We start from the raw sequence: 18267 nt of genomic DNA, 5'->3' as shown, positions 1-18267 counted from the left end.
CTCCTACGGCTTCTCGAGTCGGTCTCGAAACCATGCGGCCAGTTGGGCCTCGTCCAGCGTGTCGGCGGCGAGCGCTTCCACAGTCCTGACCGCATCGGCAGGATCGAAGCGAAGACGGTAGCCGTTGTCGGCGAGGAACAGACGCGCGGCGACCCACGCCGCCCGCTTGTTGCCGTCAACAAACCCATGATTACGCGCGAGGCCGTAGGCATAGGCGGCAGCCAGATCGGCCGCGTCGGGCTTGCCATAGGCAGCGAGATTTCGCGGTCGGGCCAGTGCCGACTCTATGGCGCCGCTGTCTCGCACACCGTCGGGACCGCCATGCTCGGCGATCTGCCGGTCATGGATTGCATGGAGAACTTCCGGAGAGATCCAGCGCCAGACAGTCATTTCGCTAAGGCGCGGAGGACGTCTCTATCCTCGCGCATGATGTCTTCGGCAAGACTCATCTGGCGCTCGAAGTCCGGATTGTACGGCGTCAGGCGATAGCTGCCGTCCGGCGCTTCGGTCAGATAGACCGTGTCGCCTTTCTGGACCTTGAGACGCGCCATGGCCTCCTTCGTCAGAATGAACCCAGCGGAGGCGCCGACCGTGGTCACCTTGAATTTCAGCATCAACCTGACCTCTATATAATAATCATTATATAGAGTTGCGAGATGCGGAATCAATCAACGCGCTAGAGTCGCGCGCAGCCGGCCAAGAAGGTTAGCCTTGGAAGAGGCCGGGAAGGCTGTTGAGCAGGGTGACGAAGCCGATCAGGGCGGCCGGCCACCAGGAGTTAAGATGAAGAGGCATGAGCAATACTCTAATAATATAGATTAAAAATATCACTCACCACACTGAAAAGAAAGAGACCTTTGGGGGAGTAGACTGATGCGCTGGACCGCCCTTCTCACCCTCGCCGCCGTCTGTCTTGCGGCTGGCAAGATCCAGGCTCAGGCGCCGTATCCGGATCGGCCGGTCAAAATCATCGTGCCTTACATTGCCGGCAGCGCGCCTGACGTCGCCGCCCGCCAAGCCGCGGACCGGCTGACGGCCGGGCTGGGCCAGCAGTTCATCATCGACAACAAGCCCGGCGCCAGCGGCAACATTGGCGGCGAGGCGGGCGCCCGCGCGACGCCCGACGGCTACACGCTGATGCTGATGACAGGCAACCACGTCATCAATCCGTTCCTCTACGCCAAACCCGGCTACGGCCTGAAGGACTTCGCGCCGATCACGATCATCACCCGCCTGCCCTCGCTGATGGTCGTGCCGCCCTCCTCGCCGGCCAAGACCGTCGCGGAGTTCATCGCGCTCGCCAAGTCGAAGCCCGGCCAGCTCAACTACGGCTCGGGCGGCATCGTCAGCCTGGCGAACCTGTCGGCCCAGGCCTTCCGGCTGGCGACGGGCATCGACTATGTCCACGTCCCCTACAAGGGAGCGCCTGACATCGTGCGCGGCCTGCTGGGCGAGCAGATCAACGTCGCCTTTCCCACGATGCCGACGGTGGTCCGGCTGGCGCAGCAGGGATCGCTGCGGCCGCTGGCCGTGACCTCAGCGAAGCGCTCGACGGCGATGCCCGACGTGCCGACCCTCCTCGAAGCCATGCCCAATGGCTTCGTCCAGGAATCATGGCTGGCGCTGGCGGCGCCGGCCGGCACACCGCCCGCCATCATCGACCGCGTCTACGCCACGCTGAAGAAGGCCGCCGAGACTCCGGAATTCCGCACAGCGCTGAGCAGCGACGGCTCCGAGGTCGTCTTCAACACGCCGGCCGAATTCGCCGCTATGCTGCCGGGCGAGAGCAAGAAGTATCAGGAGCTCATCGAGAAGCTCGGCATCAAGATCGAATAGAGGAGTCTCAGGGATGGCCGCCGTTGCGCCCCGCATTCACGAAGCCCCCGACGACCTGCTGGCCGCGATCGACTTCTGTTACGAACAGGGCTGGACCGATGGCCTCCCGGTGGTGCCGCCGCAGGTCGATCGCGTGAAGGCGATGCTGGCCGCCGACACGCGGCCCGCCGACACGGTCATCTGCCATCATCCGGCGACCACGCTCGATCTCTCGCTGCATGCGGCGGCGGTCAACGCCGTCATGGCGGGCTGCCTGCCGGAGCATTTTCCGGTGCTGGTCGCGGCCTACGAGGCGATGAACCGGACGGAATTCAACTTCCATGGTTCGACCGCCAGCACTGGCGGCTCGGCGCCGCTGCTCGTCGTCAGCGGCCCCATCGTCGACGAGATCGGCATGAATGCCGACGTCAACCTGTTCGGCCCCGGCAATCGCGCCAATTCGACCATCGGCCGCGCCACGCGCCTGATCCTGCGCAATGTCTTCCAGATGCTGCCGGGCATTTCCGACAAGTCGACCCAGGGCAATCCGGGCAAATACAGCTTCTGCATCGCCGAACGTAGCCGCGCCAATCCCTGGCCGCTGCTGTGCGAGGCGCAGGGCTATGCCAAGGGCACGTCGAGCGTCACGACCTTTGCCGGCGGCGGCTTCTGCAACGTCGAGAACCACGGCGGCAACACGCCCGAGCAGATCCTGGGCTCGGTCGCGGACGCCATGGCGAACTACGGCTGCATCACCTTGGGCCAGAGCGTGGTGATCCTGGCGCCCGAGCATATGCGCATCCTGGGCGATGCCGGCTGGACGCGCGAGCAGGCGCAGGACTGCCTGTTCAGCCTGGCCAAGCGGTCGGTCGAGGGCATGAAAAGCGTCGGCAAGTACCGCGACCGCGAGTACGACCGCCAGCACGACAAGGACGCCCACAAGCTGGTCGAACAGGGCTTCGTCCATCGCGGCCTCGGCCCCGCCGACATCCTGATCACCATGGGCGGCGGCGATGCCGGCGGCCATTCCTGCTTCATTCCCTCGTGGAGCCGCGGCCGCTCGTCGTTGATGCAGCACGCGCCCATCGCCCCGTTCGTCCAGAAGTCATAAGGAGACGCCGATGCAGCTCTATTCACCGATGTCGACCACGCCGAAGCGCAAGGCCTTCCGGGCGCCGGCGCTCGCCAGCCTCGACGGGGCGCGGATCGGCATTCTGGAAAACGGCAAGCTCAACGCCGAGGAGATGCTGAACGAAGTGGCGCAGCTCTTCGTCGAGCGTCACGGCTGCACCGTGCGCATGTTGTCGTCGAAGTCCAACGCCAGCGCGCCAGCCCCCTCGCCCACGCTGGTCAAACTGGCGCAGGATGTCGACTTCGTCGTCACCGGTTTGGGAGATTGAGGGTCCTGCTCAACGTGCAGTCTGCACGACGGCATTACCTTCGAACAACTCGGCAAGCGCGCGCTTGTGATCTGCACCACACCCTTCGAAGTGACGGCGAAGAACATCGCGCGCGTGCTCGGCCTGCCTGACTATCCCTTCGTGAAGGTCCAGCATCCCATCGGAAGCTGCACCTTGCCCGAGCTCAAGGCGCGGGCGGAAAAAGCCTACGAACAGGCGCTGCCGATTCTGTTGGGGACGTGATCTTCTCCTCCCCCTTCAAGGGGGAGGATGAAAACGATCAACTCGCCGCCGCGGCCTCGGAGAGGCCGAACTGGAGTTCGGCCAGGCGGGCGTAGAGGCCGTCGCGGCGGACGAGGTCGGCATGGCGGCCGACATCGACCACCCTGCCCTGGTCGATCACGACAATGCGGTCGGCCTTCTGCACCGTCGCCAGCCGATGGGCGATAACCAACGTGGTGCGCTTGTGCATCAGCCGGTCGAGCGCCTGCTGCACGGCCAACTCGCTCTCGGCATCGAGGGCGCTGGTCGCCTCGTCCAGCAACAGCACGGCAGGCTCGCAAAGCAGCGCTCGTGCGATGGCGATGCGCTGGCGCTGGCCGCCCGACAGGCGCACGCCGCGCGCGCCGAGATCGGTGGCGAAGCCCTGCGGCAGCGCCTCGATGAAACTGAGCGCCGATGCAGCTTCGGCAGCCGCACGGACCTCGGCGTCGCTCGCGTCGGGCCGGCCGTAGCGGATGTTCTCGGCGACCGAGGTGCTGAACAGCACCGGCTCCTGCGGCACGGTCGCCAGCGCACGGCGGAGATCGTTCAGCTTGAGATCGCGCACGTCGATGCCGTCCAGCCGCACCACGCCCTTCTCGGGATCGTAGAAGCGCAGCAGCAGGTTGAAGACGGTCGTCTTGCCCGCGCCGGAGGGACCGACGATCGCGACCGTCTCGCCCGGCGCGACACTGAGATCGAAGCCGTCCAGCGCCAAAGCATCGGGTCGCGTGGGATAGCGAAACGAAACATCGTCGAAGGCGACGGCGCCCTTCACAGGCTGCGGCAACGGCTTGGGCGTCACGGGCTCGGCGATGGACGGCGGTTCGGCGCGCAGCTCGGCCAGCCGCTCCGCCGCGCCCGAGGCGCGCTGCAGATCGCCGATGGTTTCGCTGATCGCGCCACCCGAGCTTGCGACCAGCACGGCGTAGAAGACGAAGGCCGAGAGATCGCCGGCGCTGATGCGGCCGGTCAGCACGTCATGGCCACCCATCCACAGCAGGAAACCCACCGCCGAGAAGACGATGAAGATCACCAGCGTGGTCATGATGGCGCGCCGCGAGATGCGCCGGGCCGCCGCCTCGAAGGCTCGCTCCGTCGCCTGGCCGAAACGACGGGCCGCACGATCCTCCTGTGCAAACGCTTGCACGGTGCGCACGCCATCGAGCGTTTCGCCACCTTCGGAAACCATGTCGCCCATGCGCGCCTGCGCCTCGCGCGACAGCGCCTTCACTTGGCGGCCAAACAGGATGATCGGCACGACGGTGAGCGGCACGACGGCCAGCGTCCAGGCCGCGAGCTTGGGGTTCGTGATCACCAGCATGACGACGCCGCCCAGGCACATCAGCGTGTTGCGGAGCGCGACCGAGGCCGAGGAGCCGATCACCTGCTCGATGAGCTGCGCGTCGGCCGAGATGCGGCTCATCACGTCGCCGGAGCGCTTGATCTCGAACCAGGCCGGCCCCAGCCGCACGACATGCGCAAAGAGATCGCGCCGCAGGTCGCCGACCACGCGCTCGCCCAGCCAGGAGACGAGGTAGTAGCGGGCGCCCGAAGCGATGGCGAGCACGACGGCCACGGCCAGCAGCGAGGCCAGCGCGTAGTTCAGGACATCCGGCCGGCCCTGGGCAAAGCCACGGTCGATCAGCGCGCGCAGGCAGGCGCCGAAGGCCAGCACCGTCCCCGCCGCCACCAGGAGCGACAGCAGCGCCAGCACGGTCCGGCCGCGATAGGGCCTGAGATAGGGTCCGAGGAGCGCGAGGCCGCCGAAGCGCTTCATGTCGCTGCCCTCATGGGGCCGACCAGCGGATCGGGAGGCCGAATTCCGCCGACAGGACCTCCAGCAGATCGCCGCCGCCGCGCGTATCCAGCCACTTCCCGGCATCGGCCGCGAAGGCATAGTGCCGCGCCCCGCTCTTGGGCGAACTCAGCCAGACTTGCCGGGTGGGTGCATGTTTGTTGACGATCCAGGTGCCCTCATCGCCCTCGACGGTGAGCACCCCGCCCTGCAGTTCAGCATCGGCATGATCGGCGATCGCCTCCTCGAGGGCGGCGAGCAGGCTGTCGGCGAGGCTTTCGAATGCTGAATCGGTCATGATCCGGGCCGGTCTACAGGCCACGGCAGGCCCGGACAACCGACTTGTGGCCGCGTCCCCGGGCCTGTATACCCGCGGCCCTGTCGCAGGCCGGTCGGTAATCGGCCCTGAAGCGCTGGAGAAAGTTCATGCAAGAGAAGATTCACCCCGCCTACCACAAGATCACCGTGGTGATGACGGACGGAACGTCCTTCGAGACGAAGTCGACCTGGGGCAAGGAAGGCGCGAGCCTCCGCCTCGATATCGACCCCAAGACGCACCCGGCCTGGACGGGCGTGCGCCAGAGCATCGACCGTGGCGGTCGCGTGCAGCGCTTCAAGGATCGCTTCGGCATGACCGGATCGGCGACTGCGGCCATGGGCGCCGGCCTCAAGGGGTCGGGCACCAAGGCGGACGCAGCACCGGAAGCAACGCCGGCTAAGGGCGCAGCCAAGAAGAAGTAAGGCCCGGTTTCTTCCGGGCCTCTGCTACACTCGCGCCGCGATACCCAACGGGAGGCGGCGTGGTGAAGTCTGTACGAGTTGTCTGTGCGCACGATTGTCCTGACATGTGCTCTCTCATTGCACATGTCGATAACGGCAAGGTGGTGCGCGTCCAGGGCGACCCCGACCATCCCTATACGGCAGGCTTCGCCTGCGGCAAGGTCAACCGCGACGCCGATCTGGTGAACTCACCGGAGCGCATCGCGACGCCTCTGCGCCGCAGCGGCCCCAAGGGTTCGGGCCAGTTCACGCGCATTACCTGGGACGAAGCGCTCGACGAGATCGCCACGCGCTGGAAGGCAATCATCGCCGAGAGCGGCCCCGAAGCGATCCTGGGTTACGCCTACTCCGCCCATCAGGGCCTGATGAACCGCGGGCTGGTCGGCGGCCTCTTCCACGCGCTCGGCACGTCGCGCCTGCAGGCCGGCACGGTGTGCGACACCTGCTGCGAGACCGCGTGGGATGTGACGGTGGGCCCCGTAGGCGGCGCCGATCCCGAATCGGTCGTGCATTCCGACCTCGTCGTATCGTGGGGCGCTGACCTTGCGGCCACCAACGTCCATTTCTGGGCGCTCGCCGAAGCGCAGAAGAAGCAGCGCGGCATGCCGATCGTCGTGATCGATCCACGCCGCACGCGCAGCGCCAAGGCGGCCGACCTCTATCTGCCGATCCGCATCGGCACTGATGCCGCGCTCGCGTTGGGCGTCATGCACATCCTGGTGCGTGACGGCCTCGCCAACCGCGACTACATCGCCCAGCACACCTTGGGCTTCGACAAGGTCGAGCGCGACGTCCTGCCGAGGTTCACGCCGGAGCGCACCGCCGAGATCACCGGCCTCTCGGTGGCCGACATCGAGAAGTTCGCCGCGATGTATGGCAACGCCAAGGCCGCCCTCATCCGTCTCGGCGAAGGCATGACCCGCCTCGTCAATGGCGGCCAGGCACTGCGCACCGTGGTGCTTCTGCCGGGCGTCACCGGCCACTACGCCGTCAAGGGTGGCGGCTCGCTGCTGCTGACGGCCGCGTCGTGCGATCTCAACTACGCCGCCGTGCGCAAGCCTTCGGGCCCGGCGACGGCGCGCATGGTGAACCACCTGCGCCTCGGCGAAGAACTTCTCAACATGAAGGACCCGCCGCTCCGCGCGCTCTATGTCTCGGCCAACAATCCGGCCGTGACCTGCCCGGAAGTGCACAAGGTGCAGAAAGGTCTGAGTCGCGAGGATCTGTTCACCGTCGTGCATGACCCGTTCATGACCGACACGGCGCGCTATGCCGACATCGTGCTGCCGGCCGCGAGCTATCTCGAGACCGACGATCTCTATCGCGCCTACGGCGCCTACTGGATGCAGTGGGGCCAGAAGGCCGCGGAACCGGCCGGCGAAGCGCGCTCCAACTTCCATGTCGCTCAGGCGCTGGCGCAGCGCATGGGCGTGAAGGACCGCATCTTCACCCTCACGCCGCGCGAGGCGGCCGAAGAACTGTTCAAGGGCGCGACCGGTCCCGCCGCCAAGGCCGATCCGGCGAAGCTCTTTGCCGGTGAGCCGCACCACATCGCGCATGACTGGCAGGGTCAGCCCTTCAAGACACCGTCGGGCAAGCTGGAATTCTATTCCGAGCAGCTCGCCAAGCAGGGCCTGTCGCCGATCCCCGACTGGCAGCCCGATCCAACCGAAGTGGCGGACGCCAAGAAGTGGCCGCTGCGCCTGCTGACGGCGCCAGGCTACTTCCAGGCGCACACCGCCTTCTCCGGCGTCGGCTTCCTGCGCAAGCGCGAGGGCCAGCCCTTCTGCATCCTGCATCCCGAGGACGCCGCCAAGCGCGGCCTGAAGGATGGCGACCAGGTGCGCGTGTTCAACGAACGCGGCGAGGTCGGCCTGATGCTGAAGGTCGTCGACGAGGTGCAGCCCGGCGTGCTGCTGGTCCCCGGCCAGCGCCCGACGTCCGAGGCGGTGTCCGGCACGATCAACATGCTCTGCTCGGACCGCTACACCGACATGGGCGAAGGTGCCACCTACCAGAGCACCTTCCTCGACGTCGGCCCCTGGAAGGCACAGGCGGCGGCGTAAAGCCGGGGGCGCGCGACTCCAGTCGCGCGGTCATGATCGCGCCAGTTCGCGCGGAGTAACCTCCGCGCTTTACTGGCGCGCGCCCAGCCCGTCTCAAATCGCGAGCCGAACGAGCGGTTCCAGTTGTTCGCCTCGTCGCGCGGCGCGCATTGGCGCCGTGTCGGTGTAGACCCGCTCCTCGACGATCTTGCCGTCGCGCAGCCGAAACTTGTCGACGCCGCGCGTGTTGAAACGAACACCACCGTGAACGCGCGTCGCCTGCCACTCGACAATCACCACCTCGCCGCGCCACGTCCAGTCGAGGAGCTGCCAGACGAGATCGGGCGCGATTTCAGCCACGAAATCGGTGAACCGCCCGAACTCCTTGCCGGTCACCGGGCGGTCGTAGTGCGGCGAATGCAGCACACCGTCGGGATGCCACAGCGCCAGAAACGCCTCGCCGTCGCGTGCTGCCCAAGCGGCGGCGAACTTGGTTACGAACTCCTGAACGTCCTGATCGGTCATCGTCCTGCTCCGTTGCTTGAACACCGAAGCTAGGGAGCGACGACCGTCCGGTCTGGCGGACTCCGGACTCTACAGTCCGTCCAAAGGCTTCGGATCACACGAAGCGGTGTTGCGTGCGCACGCGGTTGGCGAGCTTCGGCACGGCCTGACCGACGATCAGCGTCTTGAAGTGATCGGTCTGCTGATGATCGGCGAAGGCCGCTTCGTCCTTGAAGACTTCGTAGAAGAAGAACTTCTCGGGCTCGGTGAGCGATTGATGGATCTGGAAGGCGTGCACGCCCGGTTCGTTCTGCGCCTGGGGCAGGAACTGGCGGACGATTGCGGCGACGGCGTCGGTCTCGCCGGGTTTCGCTTCCCAGAAAGCGGTAACGACAAGTCCGTCTTTCAGCGTGTGAAGATTGGTCATGTGAGTTCTCCCGTCGAAGGTTGACAGGAGCGTTTTATCGGACGGCGCGTGGCCGTCGTTTCGGCCGCGGTCGAAATTGGCCTTGTCGACGACGACACCTGGCAAAACTTGGCAAAGATGTTTGGCAATCGTTTCGCGTCAGGTATGGTCACACCGAGTGAAGAACAAGTCGGCCGAACAACCAAGACAGTACGGGCGATCGATTCTCTACGGGGGGCGGAGACTCGAATATGGCGAACACGGTAATGAACGTCGCGCTGAGCGACACCTACAAGGCTAATCTGACACTCGGTGGGTCAGGCAACGGCGTCTATGCCTGGGCCTTCGCGTTCGACGGCACGCCGGCGACCAAGCTTACGCAGGTTGCGCTGGTCACCGACGGCGTCGCCGCGGTCAACCCGCAGCTCGATCTGACCCAGGGCGACGGCACCTTCCTGTCCGGCACCGTCTATTTTGTCGTCCAGCAGACCAAGGGCACCGGCATCGCGCCGCTCGACCCCAGCACGATCGTGCAGCCGGGCAGCCTCTACTTCGAAGACTCGATCGCCAGGAACTATCGCTACGACGTGGTCGAGGCCACGATCTCCAACCACGCCGCCGATGTCGCCGACATCACCAGCATCGTCCAGTTCGGCTCGACCCTGCAAATCTCGGCCGGCGGCGTGACGCGCGGCTACAATGCGAGTGCCGCCGATATCTATGCGGCTCTCCAGGCCAACCTGCCGGCCGGCACCGAGCACTACACCTTCGCCCCGAGCGCAGGTCCGGGATCCGGCGGTTCGCCGCTGAACCAGTTGCGCGAGGCCCTGCTGGCCGGCAGCAACGTGCCCAGCAATCCGGCCAACGTCTCGGCCGACTGGGCGGCCTACGTCAACAAGTTCAAGGGCATTGCCGACCAGGCCTACCTCGCCTCCTACTTCAACGGCGTGGCCGCCAAGGACGGCAATCCGGCCGTACCGCCGAGCCTCTCCTACTACGGCGTGAGCTACGACCAGTCCCGCGACATGTTCTGGCTGACGCCCGTGGAGATGACCGGCGTCACCACGACGACGGGCGTGATCGGTATCACCTCGACCGAGCTGCAGCAGAACATCTACGCCCAGACCGGCGCGCTCAACATCTACGCGAACAAGGGCGACGCGACGCCCACCCAGACCTTCAACACCTTTACGCCCAACAACGCCTGGGGCGATATCACCAAGTATTTCGTCGCGGGCTTCGACGCCGGCTACTGGGGCGGCAAGGCCAACTCGGCCAACCCCACGATCAAGGAAACGATCAGCTTCAACCAGACCTGGAACTGGGACGCGCCGTACAGCTACGCGGCCATCAACGCCCCGGCAGGCACCAACCACTACGGCTATACCAACACGCTCGGCACCGGAACCGGCACGCCCGGCCCCGACCGGCAGATGTTCTACGATCCGCTGGCCGCGACCTTTGCGAAGCTTGGCAACGCTTACGGCTACTCGTACTCCGACCTGCTCTCGACCGGCGGCACCAATCCGCAGATCAGCCTGTGGAACGGCTCGGCGAACGTGTCGTCGATCAACGTCACGCTGTACGACTTCAACGAAACCCCGTCCGGCTACGCCCCGCAGACCGGCATTCCCTATATCTCCGGCGCCCTGCCGATCCCCACCACCACGCACAGCACCAACACGTTCATCTTCGACATGTCGGTGGCGGGCACCTTCGCGCCCAAGGCGGGCACGCCGATCACCTTCGGCATGTATTCGCCGGGCGACGCCCATGCCGACAGCAAGGGGTTCATCCGCTTCGACGTGTCGTCGTCCGCCTCCCCCAACTACGGCAACTATTATCAGATCGTTCCCGACGCGACGCTGGGCTGGAAGCTCGACGCCACCAACCCCTATACTGCGGTGGGCGGCTTCGCGATCAGCAACGTCTTCATGCCGTCGGCCGGCGACACCGGCTGGTACCAGCTCACGATCGGCAGCGGTACGCTCGGCAAGACGTACAACATGTACGTCCAGGGCACCGAGAGCACGATCACGACCGCCCAGATCGACGGCGGCGCTGCCGCCGTGATCAGCCCGAACAATACCGCCAAGTTCTCGACCAACGGCGGCGGTACGGCCATCACCTACGATCCGATCTATTTCTCCACCGCCAATCCGACCCCGCCACCACCGCCAAAGAACCTGGCTGCGCCCCAGGTCGGCTACGACCAGGGCGGTACGTTCACGCCCATTGCCGACCCGACCAACATGGTGCTGGGCAGCCTCGCCTTCAGCTCCACGCCGGGATCGAACAACGTCCTGCCGCCCAACAATGTCGCCGAGCTGACGGCCTCCAACCTCGGCAATCCGAACTGGATCATGACGCCCATCGTCACGCAGGCGAACGCAAGCGGCGACTGGCATACGGCGATGAGCACGCAATTCGGCAACGGCAACTACAGCGTCTTCATGCAGCAGTACCTGCCGCAGGACTGGGGGCTTACCAACCCGGTCGGCGAGGCCACGCAGCTCCTCGACTTCAGCGTCAACCTCGCCACCCTGCCGCTGGTGGCCGCGGGCGGTGGCACGGCGCTGACGCTCACCCCCGGGGCTCCCGGCACCACGGCCGGTAACTGGATCGACCTCACGGTCTCCAGCTCGACCCTGAAGAACGGCACGCTGATCGCCTACGCCACCGACAGCAGCGGCGCCATGCTGAACCGCGACGGCAGCGGCACCACAACTTCGCTGGTCGACGCGACCCTGGCCAAGATCGGCGCCGTGGCGGCCGACAACGGACAGATGTTCTACACCGGCCAGCAGTCGGTCTATCTGCCGGCCGGCGACAACCTGAAGTTCGCCATCGTTACCGGCGACGACGTGATCAACCTCAACCCGACCACGAACGTCACCGGCAGCGGCACGCTCGCGGTGTCCGTTGCCGGCAGCGGCGGCCAGATCAACTTCACCGCCACGGTCGACAATACGCTGAGCGAATCGGCGGTGCTGGCCGCGAGCCAGCGCATCACCGACCATGCCTGGGTCTATCTCACGCAGGGCAGCCAGGTGCAGGTCGACCTGGCGTGGAGCGGCGCCTACGCCAACACGGTCCACTTCGTGCGCATGGACCAGAACCCGGCCAATACCGAGCAGCTCCAGGTCGGCGGCGTGGCCTACGGCAACACCGACGCCTTCCGCGCGGCCATGGCCCAGCACTGGGAGTTCAGCTCGACCCAGGGCAATTCGACCGGAACGTCGTCGGCCGTCTGGACCGTGGCGGGCGGCGACGGCTACTACGCGCCGGTGCTGGTCAATCCGCTTGGCAATATGTTCACCATCGATGCCACGACGACGCTGACCGCGAACCCGGACGGCACGACCCACGTCCGCGTGTTCGGCGAAAACACCTTCGGCTTCGAAGACATGAACGCCGCCACCGCCGGTGTCGACTTCGACTACAACGACATGATCGTGAAGCTCTCGCTCCTGACCTGAGGAAACCACAAATCCTCATCCTGAGGGCCGTGCGGAGCACGGCGTCTCGAAGGATGGGAACGAGCACCTTGCCTGAGGCCCACCCTTCGAGACGCGCCGCTTCACGGCGCTCCTCAGGGTGAGGTGGTCGTTGCCCCAGTCGCCCGCAGTCGCCCTGCTACACCATGGCCTGCGCGGCGACCCTGATGCGGCCGCTGCGGCGCGCTTTGTCGAGCGCTTCGTGGTCCTGGTCGGTCTGCTTGGCGTAGGCCAGCGCGAATTTGCCGATGGCCTCGTCGAGCGCGGCGCTGTTACCGCAATAGCCCGCAATCATCGCCGGATCGCCCGACTTGGCATGCGCCAGCGCCAGCGCCCAACCGCAGAGACTGCAATATTCGACGAACTCCTCGACGCTGCCGTCATCGCCTTCGGTGAACTTGATGCTGCCCTTCATGTCGGCGAGCTGGCGCACATAGAAATGGCCGTGATCGGGGATCTCGCCCCAGCCCAGAAAAATATCGGGCGAGCCCTGCGTCAAGCGCTGGCCGAAGACCACGCGACGCCCCTGGTTGTCGAACCTGAGCTTGTGGTCGACATAGGGCTCCAGGACCGACTGCTGCGCCTGCTTGACCTGCAGGAACAGCGGATCGTCGTTGTCGATGCCCCGCAGCAGCACTACCCAGCAGCCCGTGCCGACGCTGCCGACGCCCACCACCTTGCGGGCCGAATCGACGATGCGATAGCGCGACAGCAGGATGCGCCGGTCGATCGGCAGCGAGTCTACGTAGGAGCGCAGCATCAGGTCGAGCGCTTCGTTGACCGGGATTCCCCGCTCGGTGTGGGTCTCGCGGATGACGAGCGGCACTTCCTCGATGATGCGATGCTGGCCGTCGACTTCCTCGGTGAGCTTCTCGAGGACCGCGACATGGCCCTTGCTCCGCGCCTTGTCCATCACCTTCTCGGCGTTGCGCCGGGCCTTTGGCGACAGGGTGTCGAGGATGGCGCGGTCGTCGATGCGGTCGTACCAGATCTCGAGGAAGCCCATCTCCGCATAGCGCCGCATGCGCTCGCGATAGGAACGCACGATCGCCTGTGCCGCATCCTCCGCGTCCGCCTTGTCGCCGCCCATGAAGCGCGCCGACACGGCCGCGCTGGCCGCCAGCCGCTTCAGGTCCCATTCCCAGGGGCCGGGATGCACTTCGTCGAAATCGTTGATGGCGAAGATCAGGTTGCGTTCGGCCGACGCGAAGACACCGAAGTTGGAGACGTGCATGTCGCCGCAAGCGCCGACACCCATGCCGGTCACCGGCGTTTCGGACAGATCGGCTGCCATCACTGCCGCCGAGCCGCGCAAAAAGGCGAAGGGTGAGGCCAGCATGCGCGCGAAGCGCACCGGCACCAGCTTCTGCGCGCGCGTGAGGTTCTGCTGTTCCAGGATGGAAACGGGATCGGGACGGTCCTTGGCCTTCTCGAACTGGGCATGCGCCTTCCTCGGCACCTTGTCGCGCAAGGCCTTGCCGGCGGCGCCGCGTTCGGCGGTGGAGGGACGCGGCGCGGTGAAGCTCTCCAGCAGGTTCATGCTGTCGATCGCATCGTTCATGCGCTCGAACGTCCGGTCGATGTTTGCTGCGATCGAAACCGTCTTCATGGTGCCCCCGTCCTCGTCAATCGAATGCCCGCCACAGTTGCAGCAAGGGCTATAGCAATGAAACAGGCTGGAACCCAATAGGCCGCCGCCGTTACATCCGCCACCGTGAGCCCGCCCGACAGGCCGGCCAGGTTGGCGATCAGCCCGGCCAGCGCCGCGCCCAGCGCTCCGCCGGCCTGCTGGACCGTCGCGACCGACGAGGCAGCGACGGTTTCCTCGCCCTTCCGGGCGCCGCTCATCACACGCTGTGCAGTGAAGGCCCAGGTCGAGCCGATGCCGATACCCAGCAGGATGATCGGCCCGATCGACAGCACGAACGGCTTGAGCGGCAGCAGGCCCGCGAGGCCGAACAGGGCCACGGCCATGGCGAGCGGCCCCATCACCAGCAGGCGGGCGACCCAGCGCGGTGAGGCGCCGGCCACGACGATCGACGCCACGGTCCAGCCGAGCGAGCCGCCGGCGACCATGTAGCCCGCCGCCAGCGGATCGAGCCCGTGCAGGACCTGCAGGAAGGTCGGCACGAAGAGCTGCAACGGGCTGAAGGACGCCGAGATCAGCAGCGCCAGCCACAGGCCGATCCCCGTCATCGTGTTGAAGGAAAAGGCATCGCGTGGCAGCAGCGGCGCGGCGGCGCGGCGGTCGATATAGAGCATCAGCGCCAGCCCGCCGATCGCCGCCAGGAACAAGGCGGCCTTGACGGTGGCCACCGGAGACGCCGCCGCCGCCGACATGGCAAAGATCGCCGCACTGATCAGCGCCACCCTCAGCCCCGGCACACGCGGCCGTGCGCCATGTCCCGTGAGCGTGCGCGGCAGAGCCCGCACCGCCACCACCGCCAGCACACAGGCGAGCGCGGTCACGGCATAGAAGGCGCCGCGCCAGTTGCCATAGGTCGCGAAGGCGCCGCCCAGCAGCGGCCCGAACAGGATCGACATGCTCCAGGCACCCGACAGCAGGGTGATCGCGCGCGTCCAGATCATTTCGGGAAAGGTGCTGCGCACCAGCACATAGGCCATGGCCGCCAGCAGGCCGCCGCCGAACCCCTGCACGAAGCGGCCGATGATGACGTGCGCCATCGTGGACGCGAGCGCACAGACCAGCGCACCCAGGCCGAAGATCAGCGCGCCTGTTGCAAAGGCCCGGCGTGCGCCGACCACGGCATTGATGTAGCCGGTGCAGCATGCCGCCACGATCGACGAGGCGAGGAACAAGGTGGTCGGCAGGCTCATCAAGGTCGCACCGCCGACATCCTCGACGATGCTCGGCAGCACAGTCGCCAGCATCAGCACGTTCATGGAATGCAGCAGCACGCCGCCAACGAGGACCGCGAGCGCGGGAAACCAGGCGGGCTTCAGCAACGCGGCCCAACCGACTTTCTGCGCTTCCGTGGACATGGTGGCGGCCGCTCCCCTTCCCGGCGAGATCGCAGTTGCCGGCCGCGGCACCATAGCCTATTTTCGAAAGTGATTACTTTCTAAATTTTCCATCGCCGGCGGCGGAGCGTCAGATAGCAATGGCGGCAACGAGCGACGATCGAATCCTGTTCCAGCTCAAGACGCGCGGTCCGCAGACGGCCGCCGCGGTCGGCACGCGCCTCGGCATGACGTCGACCGGCGCCCGCCAGCATCTCGCTCGACTACAGGCCGACGGACTCGTCGAAGGCCAGGAGCAACGGAACGAACAGCGCAAGGAGCAACGCCAGAAGCGTGGACGGCCGACGCGGCTTTGGCGGTTGACCGATCAGGGACATGGACGCTTTCCCGATCGCCACTCCGACCTGACGCTCGAACTCATACGATCGACCCAAGCCGTCTTCGGCAAGGCGGGGCTGGAAAAGCTCGTCCGCCACCGCGAGGAGGATTCCCTCGATCGCTATCGCAAGCTCGTCCCTAGCCGGCTGTCCCTGCGCGCGAAGCTCGACGCCCTAGCCGCAGCGCGCAGCCAGGAAGGCTACATGGCCCGTGTGATTCCAGAGCGGGACGGCAGCTTCCTGCTCGTCGAGGATCACTGCCCGATCTGCGCTGCAGCGGCGACCTGTCAGGCTTTGTGCCGGTCGGAGTTGGCGATCTTTCAGAATGTCCTCGGCGATGGCATCATGGTCCAGCGGATCGATCACCTCCTCGCCGGCGCCCGCCGGTGCGCCTACAGGGTTCATCGATCACGTTAGCGGGCTGGTTCATCGGCCCCGATGTACGGGTCCGAAAACCGCCAGCACCATTCGCGCCTGCGTGAGAGATTACCGTCATGGAACTGCTCGACCGCAAAACCTACTACCGCGCCTTCCAGAGCCACGATGCCCGGTTCGACGGGCGTGTGTTCGTGGGCGTCACATCGACCGGCATCTACTGCCGGCCGATCTGCCCGGCCCGCGCGCCGAAGTTCGAGAACTGCCGCTTCTTCGCCTCGGCCGCCGCGGCGCAGGAAGCAGGCTTCCGCCCCTGCCTGCGCTGCCGACCGGAGATCGCACCCGACCTCGCCTTCTGGCGCGGCACCGCCAACACGGTGAGCCGTGCGCTGGCGCTGATCGCCGACGGCGCACTGGATGACGATGAAGCCGGCGTCGAGGCGCTGGCCGAACGGCTGGGCGTCGGTGGACGCCAGCTCCGCCGCCTCTTCCAGCGCCATCTCGGCGCCTCGCCAGTCGCCGTGGCGCAGACGCGCCGCGTGCTCTTCGCCAAGCAGCTCATCCACGACACGCGCCTGCCGATGGCGGAAGTGGCGCTGGCTTCGGGCTTCGGCAGCGTGCGCCGCTTCAACGAGACCTTCCGCAGCCTGTTCGGCCGGCCACCCAGCGCGCTCCGCCGCAAGACCGGCGCGGATACATCGGCGCGCGACGGCGTCACTCTGCGGCTGGCCTATCGCCCGCCCTACGACTGGCCCGGCATGCTGGCGGCGCTGGCCGCCCGCGCCGCACCGCGCACGGAGTGGATCGAGAATGGCGTGTGGCATCGCGGCATCGAACTCGATGGCAAGAAGGGCACCGTCGCCGTCGCGCATATGCCGGAGCGCAACTCGGTGATGGTGACGATCCGCTTTCCCGAGATGAAGGCGCTCCCCGCCATCGTCGCGAAGGTGCGCCGCGTGTTCGATCTCGGCGCCGATATCGCCACGATCGGCAGCCATCTCGCGCGCGATCCCAAACTGGCGCCGTTGATCGCCAAGCGTCCCGGCCTGCGCGCCCCCGGCGACTGGGAACGCGATGCCCCGGTCGCCACTGTCGACGACAGATCACCTCCGGCCTGGCGTCCGTGGAACGCCTATGCCGTGCAGCACCTCAGGATGGCGAGCCATGGTTAAGAAGAGCGTTGGACCTTTGGAGCTGCTTGTCGATCGCCTCGCAACGCCGATCGGCGAGCTGTTGATCGTGGCCGACCGCGAGGGTCGCCTGCGCACCATCGACTGGACCGATCACGAAGCGCGCATGCGCCTCCTGCTCGATCGCTACTACGGCCAGGGCCGCTACACGCTCGAACCGGCGCGCGATCCCGGCGGGTTGACGCAAGCGATGCGCGCCTACTTCAAGGGTGACATCGACGTGATCGACAAGCTGCCGGTGGAAACCACGGGCACGGAATTCCAGCGCAGCGTCTGGCGTTCGCTACGCAAGATCCGGCGTGGCAAGACCATCTCTTACGCCGAACTCGCGAGCCGCATCGGTAAGCCGCGCGCCGTTCGCGCCGCCGGGCTCGCCAACGGACAGAACCCGATCAGCATCGTCGTACCTTGCCATCGCGTGATCGGCTCGAATGGCACGCTCACCGGCTACGGCGGCGGCCTGCCGCGCAAGAAGTGGCTGCTGGAGCACGAGGGCGCGCTCTAGCTGCTCGTGCCCGGCACGCACCCGAACAGAGTGCTGTTCCACGTCCGGTGAAAAGAGGTATAGCGCACCGGCCGCAAGGCATGGGCAATCTTGCCACGGCCGCCGCAATACTCGTTGGCCAGCGCGAAGCCGTTGTCGTCCTTGCTCACATTGGTGATCGTCACCGTGTCGGCCTTGCCGACGATGCGATGCTCGTGCGCACCATGGCCAACGACATCGTAGTATTCGTTTCCGGTGGCGACATGCCGGTGGTCGTCGTGCGTCGCGTTTGCGCATCCGCCGATAGCCAGCGCGAGAAGTGCAATCAACACCGTTCGCAGCATGGCTCGACT

General features: G+C 66.3%; 17 protein-coding genes and 1 pseudogene. 9 read left to right on the top strand and 9 right to left on the bottom strand.

Going from position 1 to position 18267, the window contains the following annotated elements:
* Nucleotides 1-3 precede the first annotated feature (3 nt).
* Together EPO50_RS02755 and EPO50_RS02750 are read right to left on the bottom strand one after the other, a co-directional pair.
* Entirely contained in the window at nt 4-390 is a 387-nt protein-coding gene (locus EPO50_RS02755) for a type II toxin-antitoxin system death-on-curing family toxin (protein ID WP_296341118.1), read from the bottom strand.
* Nucleotides 387-614: a transcriptional regulator gene (locus EPO50_RS02750; RefSeq protein ID WP_296341117.1), complete on the bottom strand. Its 228-nt coding sequence runs from the start codon at nt 612-614 to the stop codon at nt 387-389. The genes EPO50_RS02755 and EPO50_RS02750 overlap by 4 nt, the downstream gene beginning before the upstream one ends.
* Nucleotides 615-873: 259 nt before the next feature.
* On the opposite strand from EPO50_RS02750, the gene EPO50_RS02745 reads away from it, so the two are divergent.
* From EPO50_RS02745 to EPO50_RS02735, 3 genes are read left to right on the top strand one after another with little or no spacing between them, the layout of a single operon-like run.
* Nucleotides 874-1836 carry a tripartite tricarboxylate transporter substrate binding protein gene (locus EPO50_RS02745; protein WP_296341116.1) on the top strand — a complete coding sequence of 321 codons (963 nt, stop codon included), beginning with the start codon at nt 874-876 and terminating at the stop codon, nt 1834-1836.
* Nucleotides 1837-1849: 13 nt separating this feature from the next.
* On the top strand, nt 1850-2926 hold the full coding sequence (locus tag EPO50_RS02740) for a hypothetical protein (protein WP_296341115.1): 1077 nt from the start codon (nt 1850-1852) through the stop codon (nt 2924-2926).
* Between the two features lie 10 nt (nt 2927-2936).
* Nucleotides 2937-3458 (top strand): UGSC family (seleno)protein, encoded by a 522-nt coding sequence (locus EPO50_RS02735; protein ID WP_296341114.1) that lies wholly within the window; start codon nt 2937-2939, stop codon nt 3456-3458.
* 37 nt (nt 3459-3495) lie between these two features.
* On the opposite strand, the gene EPO50_RS02730 is transcribed toward EPO50_RS02735, so the two are convergent.
* Nucleotides 3496-5256 carry an ABC transporter transmembrane domain-containing protein gene (locus EPO50_RS02730; protein ID WP_296341113.1) on the bottom strand — a complete coding sequence of 587 codons (1761 nt, stop codon included), beginning with the start codon at nt 5254-5256 and terminating at the stop codon, nt 3496-3498.
* Between the two features lie 10 nt (nt 5257-5266).
* A complete protein-coding gene (cyaY, locus tag EPO50_RS02725; protein ID WP_296341112.1) occupies nt 5267-5572 on the bottom strand; it encodes an iron donor protein CyaY in 306 nt (101 codons plus the stop codon).
* 128 nt (nt 5573-5700) lie between these two features.
* Here cyaY and rpmE point away from each other — a divergent pair.
* A pseudogene (gene rpmE, locus EPO50_RS02720) lies at nt 5701-5904 on the top strand (50S ribosomal protein L31); the annotation flags it as partial.
* 170 nt (nt 5905-6074) lie between these two features.
* Nucleotides 6075-8120, top strand: coding sequence for a molybdopterin-dependent oxidoreductase (locus EPO50_RS02715; protein ID WP_367268024.1), 2046 nt, complete (start codon nt 6075-6077; stop codon nt 8118-8120).
* 93 nt (nt 8121-8213) lie between these two features.
* Here the strand turns inward: EPO50_RS02715 and EPO50_RS02710 are convergent, their stop codons facing one another.
* Both EPO50_RS02710 and EPO50_RS02705 read right to left on the bottom strand, forming a co-directional pair.
* Complete coding sequence (locus tag EPO50_RS02710; RefSeq protein ID WP_296341110.1) at nt 8214-8624, bottom strand: nuclear transport factor 2 family protein; 411 nt, start codon at nt 8622-8624, stop codon at nt 8214-8216.
* A gap of 94 nt (nt 8625-8718) precedes the next feature.
* Complete coding sequence (locus tag EPO50_RS02705) at nt 8719-9030, bottom strand: putative quinol monooxygenase (RefSeq protein WP_296341109.1); 312 nt, start codon at nt 9028-9030, stop codon at nt 8719-8721.
* Between the two features lie 230 nt (nt 9031-9260).
* On the opposite strand from EPO50_RS02705, the gene EPO50_RS02700 reads away from it, so the two are divergent.
* A complete protein-coding gene (locus EPO50_RS02700) occupies nt 9261-12488 on the top strand; it encodes a hypothetical protein (RefSeq protein ID WP_296341108.1) in 3228 nt (1075 codons plus the stop codon).
* A 157-nt stretch (nt 12489-12645) separates the two neighbouring features.
* Here EPO50_RS02700 and EPO50_RS02695 read toward each other — a convergent pair whose 3' ends face one another.
* Both EPO50_RS02695 and EPO50_RS02690 read right to left on the bottom strand, forming a co-directional pair.
* Nucleotides 12646-14115, bottom strand: coding sequence for a DUF2252 domain-containing protein (locus tag EPO50_RS02695; RefSeq protein ID WP_296341107.1), 1470 nt, complete (start codon nt 14113-14115; stop codon nt 12646-12648).
* Nucleotides 14112-15509, bottom strand: coding sequence for an MFS transporter (locus EPO50_RS02690; protein ID WP_296341106.1), 1398 nt, complete (start codon nt 15507-15509; stop codon nt 14112-14114). Before EPO50_RS02690 ends, EPO50_RS02695 begins: the two co-directional genes overlap by 4 nt.
* A gap of 119 nt (nt 15510-15628) precedes the next feature.
* Between EPO50_RS02690 and EPO50_RS02685 the strand changes: the two genes are divergently transcribed.
* The 3 genes from EPO50_RS02685 (at nt 15629) to ogt (ending at nt 17935) form a co-directional block, all read left to right on the top strand.
* Entirely contained in the window at nt 15629-16282 is a 654-nt protein-coding gene (locus EPO50_RS02685; protein ID WP_296341105.1) for a metalloregulator ArsR/SmtB family transcription factor, read from the top strand.
* A gap of 77 nt (nt 16283-16359) precedes the next feature.
* Nucleotides 16360-17412, top strand: coding sequence for a bifunctional transcriptional activator/DNA repair enzyme AdaA (locus tag EPO50_RS02680; protein ID WP_296341104.1), 1053 nt, complete (start codon nt 16360-16362; stop codon nt 17410-17412).
* Entirely contained in the window at nt 17405-17935 is a 531-nt protein-coding gene (gene ogt, locus EPO50_RS02675; RefSeq protein ID WP_296341103.1) for a methylated-DNA--[protein]-cysteine S-methyltransferase, read from the top strand. The genes EPO50_RS02680 and ogt overlap by 8 nt, the downstream gene beginning before the upstream one ends.
* On the opposite strand, the gene EPO50_RS02670 is transcribed toward ogt, so the two are convergent.
* A complete protein-coding gene (locus EPO50_RS02670) occupies nt 17932-18258 on the bottom strand; it encodes a hypothetical protein (RefSeq protein ID WP_296341102.1) in 327 nt (108 codons plus the stop codon). The genes ogt and EPO50_RS02670 overlap by 4 nt on opposite strands.
* Nucleotides 18259-18267: the final 9 nt, after the last annotated feature.

Origin of the sequence: Reyranella sp. (assembly GCF_004297405.1) — a bacterium.
Taxonomy (GTDB): Bacteria; Pseudomonadota; Alphaproteobacteria; order Reyranellales; family Reyranellaceae; genus Reyranella.
This window is presented reverse-complemented; position numbering and strand designations above follow the sequence as displayed.

Excerpts from the sequence above, each read along its gene's own strand:
- EPO50_RS02710 (WP_296341110.1), bottom strand. The coding sequence starts at position 8,624 with ATGACCGATCAGGACGTTCAGGAGTTCGTAACCAAGTTCGCCGCCGCT.
- EPO50_RS02695 (WP_296341107.1), bottom strand. The coding sequence starts at position 14,115 with ATGAAGACGGTTTCGATCGCAGCAAACATCGACCGGACGTTCGAGCGC.
- EPO50_RS02740 (WP_296341115.1), top strand. The coding sequence starts at position 1,850 with ATGGCCGCCGTTGCGCCCCGCATTCACGAAGCCCCCGACGACCTGCTG.
- EPO50_RS02730 (WP_296341113.1), bottom strand. The coding sequence starts at position 5,256 with ATGAAGCGCTTCGGCGGCCTCGCGCTCCTCGGACCCTATCTCAGGCCC.
- ogt (WP_296341103.1), top strand. The coding sequence starts at position 17,405 with ATGGTTAAGAAGAGCGTTGGACCTTTGGAGCTGCTTGTCGATCGCCTC.
- EPO50_RS02690 (WP_296341106.1), bottom strand. The coding sequence starts at position 15,509 with ATGTCCACGGAAGCGCAGAAAGTCGGTTGGGCCGCGTTGCTGAAGCCC.
- EPO50_RS02670 (WP_296341102.1), bottom strand. The coding sequence starts at position 18,258 with ATGCTGCGAACGGTGTTGATTGCACTTCTCGCGCTGGCTATCGGCGGA.
- cyaY (WP_296341112.1), bottom strand. The coding sequence starts at position 5,572 with ATGACCGATTCAGCATTCGAAAGCCTCGCCGACAGCCTGCTCGCCGCC.
- EPO50_RS02700 (WP_296341108.1), top strand. The coding sequence starts at position 9,261 with ATGGCGAACACGGTAATGAACGTCGCGCTGAGCGACACCTACAAGGCT.
- EPO50_RS02705 (WP_296341109.1), bottom strand. The coding sequence starts at position 9,030 with ATGACCAATCTTCACACGCTGAAAGACGGACTTGTCGTTACCGCTTTC.
- EPO50_RS02685 (WP_296341105.1), top strand. The coding sequence starts at position 15,629 with ATGGCGGCAACGAGCGACGATCGAATCCTGTTCCAGCTCAAGACGCGC.
- EPO50_RS02750 (WP_296341117.1), bottom strand. The coding sequence starts at position 614 with ATGCTGAAATTCAAGGTGACCACGGTCGGCGCCTCCGCTGGGTTCATT.
- EPO50_RS02755 (WP_296341118.1), bottom strand. The coding sequence starts at position 390 with ATGACTGTCTGGCGCTGGATCTCTCCGGAAGTTCTCCATGCAATCCAT.
- EPO50_RS02745 (WP_296341116.1), top strand. The coding sequence starts at position 874 with ATGCGCTGGACCGCCCTTCTCACCCTCGCCGCCGTCTGTCTTGCGGCT.
- EPO50_RS02680 (WP_296341104.1), top strand. The coding sequence starts at position 16,360 with ATGGAACTGCTCGACCGCAAAACCTACTACCGCGCCTTCCAGAGCCAC.